The 6,045-nt window shown below is 59.5% G+C and carries 4 protein-coding genes and 1 pseudogene; all 5 read left to right on the top strand.

The features are described 5' to 3' along the window. Window positions 1-178 precede the first annotated feature (178 nt). The 5 genes and pseudogenes from D5269_RS16505 (at window position 179) to D5269_RS16485 (ending at window position 5,908) form a co-directional block, all read left to right on the top strand. Entirely contained in the window at window positions 179-1,330 is a 1,152-nt protein-coding gene (locus tag D5269_RS16505; protein ID WP_243150866.1) for a recombinase family protein, read from the top strand. Window positions 1,331-1,365: 35 nt separating this feature from the next. Beyond that, a pseudogene (locus tag D5269_RS16500) lies at window positions 1,366-3,264 on the top strand (DNA topoisomerase); the annotation flags it as partial. Continuing rightward, a complete protein-coding gene (locus D5269_RS16495) occupies window positions 3,261-5,063 on the top strand; it encodes a DNA cytosine methyltransferase (RefSeq protein WP_120487027.1) in 1,803 nt (600 codons plus the stop codon). The pseudogene D5269_RS16500 and the gene D5269_RS16495, both read left to right, overlap by 4 nt. A 1-nt stretch (window position 5,064) precedes the next feature. Next, the gene (locus D5269_RS16490; protein WP_120487026.1) at window positions 5,065-5,523 is read left to right on the top strand and encodes an XF1762 family protein; all 459 of its coding nucleotides are present in this window, start codon (window positions 5,065-5,067) and stop codon (window positions 5,521-5,523) included. Window position 5,524: 1 nt separating this feature from the next. Further along, a complete protein-coding gene (locus D5269_RS16485; protein ID WP_120487025.1) occupies window positions 5,525-5,908 on the top strand; it encodes a DUF3848 domain-containing protein in 384 nt (127 codons plus the stop codon). Window positions 5,909-6,045 lie beyond the last annotated feature (137 nt).

The raw sequence follows: 6,045 nt of genomic DNA, 5'->3' as shown, positions 1-6,045 counted from the left end.
CTGTCTTTTGTGAGGTTAGCTTTTGAGAGCCATCTCGCCGCAAACCCGCATGAATACTGGATTTTTGCCTGCTTGCTTTCCCTTTCCCCAATAACCTGTGTTCAATGAAATGTACGCAAAGGACACGTCAAGGAAAATCAAGAGCGCACTCCACGCAAGGAGAATGCAGGGCAAGTATATGGCTACCACTGCCCCGTTCGGTTATCAGAAAGACGAGAAAGACCATAACCACCTTGTCATTGATGAAGTGACCGCCCCCGTTGTGGAACTGATTTTCTCAATCGCCGAGGAGGGCGTGGGGCTTCACACTATCTGTAACCGCTTGCGTAAGGCAAAAGTCATCAAGCCGAGTTTCTACAAAAAGGAACTGTTTGAGCGTTTTATGGACGAGGAAAAAATGTATGACTGGGATACTGCCTATGTCAGTCAGATATTGCACAATCCCGTCTATGCAGGAAACCTTACTGTTGCGGACAAACCAACCAAGACCATGCGTTCCAAGAAAAGACAGTATATCCCGTTTGCAGAGCGTGAAGTCATTTATGGCACACATGAGCCAATCATTGAACAGAACCGCTGGAACAATGTGCAGAAGATTTTACAGAGCCGACCGCCCGTTATCGGGGAAAGTTCAAGCGGATATGACAACATCTTCCGAGGGGTTATCAAGTGCGCCGATTGTGGGAGTGCCATGCTTGCCAAAGTCGAGCAGAAAAGAAAGCGGAACAATGTATTAGACAAGACTTTCTACTGCTGTACCAAATACCGCAAGTTTGGGAAAGAGGGCTGTTCATCACACACCATTGAGGCGAGGACGGTTCACGAAGTTGTGCTTGCGGACATTCAGAAACACGCAGGACAGGCATTGACCGACAGGAAAGCTATGGTAACGGATATTGCGGAGCGTCTTAATCTCCAAATGTCAGCGGACAGGGAACAGCAGAAAAAGGAACTAAGGCAATGTAAACAGCGTGTGTCGGAGATTGAAAACCTGTATGCCAAACTGTACGAGGACTTGACAAGGGAACTGCTGACCGAAAAGCGTTTCCAAATGTTGTCGGCACGATTTGACAGCGAGCAGGAAGAACTGACCGCCAAGATAAAGGAACTTGAAAAAAGTGCCATAGCGGACAGGGAGCAGTTATCTTCCATTGAGCAGTTTGCGGAGCAGATAAGCGGTTATGCAGGAATAACAGAACTCAATTTTAAGATAATCAATCAACTTATAGAAAAAATTCTTGTTTCTGAACCCGTAGAAGTTGACGGGCAGAAAATTCAACGACTTACTATCCATTACAAATTCATAGGGGCACTGGAAACCCTTGAATAATGGATATTTTCTAAGTCACCTATTCCAACTATCCAACAGACGCCGGACGGGAGGGCGAGCTGATCTTCCGGCTGGTCTACCACCAGTGCAAGTGCAAAAAGCCCTTTGAGCGGCTCTGGATCTCCTCAATGGAGGACGCCGCCATCCGGGAGGGCTTTGCCAGCCTGAGACCGGGAACGGAATACGATGCCTTGTATGAGGCTGCCCTGTGCCGGGAGCGCGCCGACTGGATCGTCGGCATCAACGCCACCCGGCTCTTTTCATGCAAGTACGGGCCTACCCTCAATGTGGGCCGGGTGATGACGCCCACGCTGGCGATGGTCTGCGGCCGGGAGGCGGCGATCAGCGGCTTTCAGTCCGAGCCGTTCTACACGGTCCAGCTTGTGCCGGAAGGCTTTGCGGCGAACGGAGAGCGTATGAAGGAAAAGACTGAGGCGGAGAAGATCGCGGAGGACTGCCGTTCGGCGGGGACGGCAACGGTGAAGAATGTGGAGCGCAAGGACAGGACGGAGAAGCCCCCGGCGCTCTACGACCTGACCTCCCTCCAGCGGGACGCCAACCGTCAGTTGGGCTTCACGGCGAAGCAGACCCTGGACTACACCCAGAGCCTCTATGAGAAGAAGCTCGTCACCTACCCCCGGACGGACAGCCGCTACCTCACGGAGGACATGGCGGGGATGCTGCCGGGGCTGGTGGATATGGTGCGGAAAAAGCGTAATATCTCCCCGGACGCCCCCGCCCCCGTGAACGCCGCCCAGGTCATCAACGGGAAGAAGGTCAGCGACCACCACGCCATCATCCCTACGAAAACGCTGGAGTCCGCCGACCTTGCCGCCTTGCCCTCCGGGGAGCTGGCGGTGCTGGACCTGATCGCACTGCGCCTCGTCTGCGCTGTGGGCAACCCCTGCCGCTATTCGGAGACCGCCGTCACGCTGGAGTGCGCCGGACACCAGTTCAAGTCCAAGGGGAAAACGGTCACGGTCCCCGGCTGGCGGGCGTATGTTGCCGCCAGCACTGATGAGAAGTCCGAGGACGACGCACCGCCCATCCCAGCCCTCTCGGAGGATGCGGAGCTGCCCCTCGCCAAGGTGGAGCTGAAAGAGGGCAAGACGACGCCCCCCAAACGCTTCACGGAGGACACCCTCCTCCAGAGCATGGAGGCTGCCGGGGCCGAGGAGATGCCGGAGGATGTGGAGCGGAAAGGCATCGGCACTTCCGCCACCCGCGCCGCTATCATCGAGAAGCTGGTGCAGAAGGGCTTTGTGGAGCGCAAGGGGGACAAGAAGGCCAAGGCGCTGGTCCCCACGGACAAGGGCCGCGCCCTGGCCGCCGTAGTGCCGGAGCAGATACAGTCCCCCACCATGACGGCGGAGTGGGAGGAGAAGCTGCTGGGCATCGAGAAGGGCGGCTATGCCCCGGACGATTTCATGCGGGAGATCGCCGGGATGGTGACTGACCTTGTAAAGAACTATGAGACGGTGAAAGGAGTACAGATGGATATGCCGGGTAAGGGTATGGTGATCGGGAGCTGCCCCCACTGCGGGGCGGATGTGGCAGAGCGTGACAAGGGCTGGTTTTGCACTCATAGGGTTCCCACAAAATCGTCAGATTTTGTGGGAGAAGGAGGAGCAACGGAACGGAGCGGATGCTCGCCGCAAGGCGGGCGCAGCGGAGTGGAGTTTGTGACGACGCAGTGCCGCTTCGTCCTCTGGAAGGACAACGCCTACTTCAAGAAGATCGGCAAGCACCTGACCGCTGGCATGGCCGAGAAGCTGGTGAAGGAGGGGCGCATCAAGCTGAAGGACTGCAAGAGCCAGCGGACGGGCAGGACCTACAACGCCGATGTCCTGCTCACCACCGAGGAGGACGGCCGGGCGAAGTTCCAGATGGAGTTCGACAACAGCGGAAAGAACAGCGGAGGAAAGAAAAATTGAAAACGGACCAGCTTACACTCGGTTCCCTGTTTGACGGCATAGGAGGTTTCCCCTATGCCGCCTCTTTTTACGGGATCAGGCCCCTGTGGGCCAGCGAGATCGTCCCTGAGTGCGTCTCCGTGACGAAGAAGCACTTCCCGGACATGGAACACTTTGGCGACATCACAAAGCTCCACGGCGGCAAGCTGCCGCCCGTGGACATCATCACCTTCGGCTCCCCCTGCCAGGATTTGAGCGTGGCATCTGGCAAGCGCCTGGGCCTTGCCGGGGAGCGGAGCGGCCTCTTTCTGGAGGCCATCAGGATCATCAGAGAAATGCAGGAGGCGACCAATGGAGAATACCCGAAATTCGCGCTCTGGGAAAATGTCCCCGGAGCCTTGTCAAGTTCTTCCCGGCGTGACTTTAAGGCTGTGCTGGAAGCGTTCACAGACGCCGAAGTTCCAATGCCTGGTTCTGGACGGTGGGCAAACGCCGGGATGGTACGAGGCCGAGGCGTTGACCTCGCTTGGTGCGTGTACGACGCCCAATATTTCGGAACAGCACAGCGGCGCAGGCGCATCTTTCTTATCGCAGATCTTAGAGGCGAACGCGCCGGCGAGATACTCTTTGTCCCCAAAAGCCTGTCAGGGTATTTTGCGGCGGGCGGAACGCCGCGGCAAGGACTTGCCGCCTATGCTCAAAACGGCGCTGGAACAGCAGGCGCGGGGGATGTGATCCCCGCCGTCTCCATGCGTATCCGCTGCGGCTGTGAGGGCGGGGGCAAGGGGCCTCTGCTCCAGGTGGAAAAGAGCGGCACACTGGCGACCGGGAACGACCAGTACCTCTTTGCCCCGAAGGTCGAGATACTGAACGACCAGGGCGGCGACTCCCTCAATGTGGAGAAGGGCGGCGTATCGCCCACCCTCCGCAGCCAGACCCACGGCAACCTGCCCATCACCGCATACGCCATCCAGGGCTCCATGATCGGCAGGGCGGACGGGAACGGGCCGCAGGGGGACGGCATCAACGAGAATGTCTCCTTCACCCTCAACACCATCGACCGCCACGCCGTCTGCATGGGGACCGGGCAGGCCAACGCCGGCATCCTGGAGGAGCAGTCCCCCACCCTGACCGCCGCCCATGAGCAGCCCATCGTCACCCACCCGCAGATCGCCGGGACGCTCTGTGCCTCCGGCGCTGGGCTTTCCCGCCCTGCCGGACAAGGGAACGAGCTGGACTTCTGCGTGGTGAGCGCGGGCTTCAAGCACAAGGCCGGCAGCCAGTCCGGGAGCATCGGTTTCCAGGAGGAGACCGCCCCCACCCTTCTGGCGGGCCAGCAGAGCGCCGTGATGAAAGCCTATGTGATCGGCGCCTACCACTCCGGCGGGATGCTGTCGGACAACCCAAAGAGCGGCTTCTATGAGGCGGACACCTCCCGGACGCTGGACCTGAGCGGCGGGAACCCCTGCTGCAATCAGGGCGGCGTGGCCGTGGTGGAGGATGCGGACGGAGCCGCCGCCGTGGACTGCCGCAACCTCCGGGAGACGGATGAGGTCAGCGGCACACTGCTGGCAAAGGCGGCCTCCGGCGGCTACTCGCTGAACTACCAGAACCCCGTCCGCACCGGGCTTTGCGTGAGGAGGCTCACCCCCACCGAGGCGGAGCGTTTGCAGGGCTACCCGGACGGCTGGACGGAGGCCGGCGCAGACGGCAGGGTCATCAGCGACACGAAGCGTTACCAGATGCTCGGCAACAGCGTGGCCGTCCCTTGCGTGGCGTATATCATGCAGGGCATCCGTGACGCCGTGGGCGGTGAGTGATATGCTGTCGCTGGTCCCCGTCTCCCTGCGGGAGGCGAACGAGTTCGTGCGCCAGCACCACCGCCACCACAAGCCCACGGTGGGACACAAGTTCTCCATCGGCGTCCGGGAGGACGGGCGGCTCGCCGGTGTCGCCATCTGCGGCCGCCCGGTGAGCCGCTTCCTGGATGACGGCTACACGCTGGAGGTCAACCGCCTCTGCACCGATGGGGCGAGGAACGCTTGCAGTATGCTCTATGGGGCGGCGGTCCGGGCGGCGAGGGCGATGGGCTACCGCAAGGTCATCACCTATATCCTGGACAGCGAGTGCGGCGTCTCCTTGAAAGCCTCCGGCTTCGTGTGCGAGGGGCTGGCCGGGGGCATGGAGTGGACGGGCAGGAGCAAGCCCAGGGACAGTGGGCAGTACCCCCACCAGATGAAAACACGGTGGGTGAAAATTTTGAGACAGGAGGAGCGATAAAATGGCTGATACGGAACTGAGCAGCAAACTGTATGAGAAAGCATCGGCGGAGCAGGACAAGTTCCGGGCGCGGCTGATGGACCAGCCACCCGCCGACATCCTGGACCACGCCGTGGAGTATGCGGTGCGGGAGGACATCCTGATGGAGATCGGGGCGCTGGAGCTGCCTGACGACCAGGCGAGGGCGCTGCTGGCCTCCCCGGACACGATGGCGGACATCTACAAGACCTTCTCCAAGATGGCGGATACCGGGCATATGGATGTGGTCCGGGAGAGCATCGAGGACCGGGCGGCCACTTTAAGTATGGAACAGGCTGTGGAACAGGCGGTGCAGGAGGCTGTCCAGACGGAAATGGAGACGCTGTCAGCGCCAGTAATAAAATGAAAGAAAACGCCGAGGAAAAAATGTAGTTTTGTGGCGGAGGAGGCGAAAAAAAGATAGACTCCCAAGAGGGCGAAAAAGAGCCCGGAAAGGGAGTCAGGAAATGAAAGGAGCACAGTGGATGGATATCCGAAGCGACA

Origin of the sequence: Anaerotruncus sp. 1XD42-93 (assembly GCF_009917605.1) — a bacterium.
GTDB lineage: Bacteria > Bacillota > Clostridia > Oscillospirales > Ruminococcaceae > Anaerotruncus.
The sequence above is the reverse complement of the archived record's forward strand: the minus strand, read 5'-3'. Positions and strand labels throughout refer to the sequence as shown.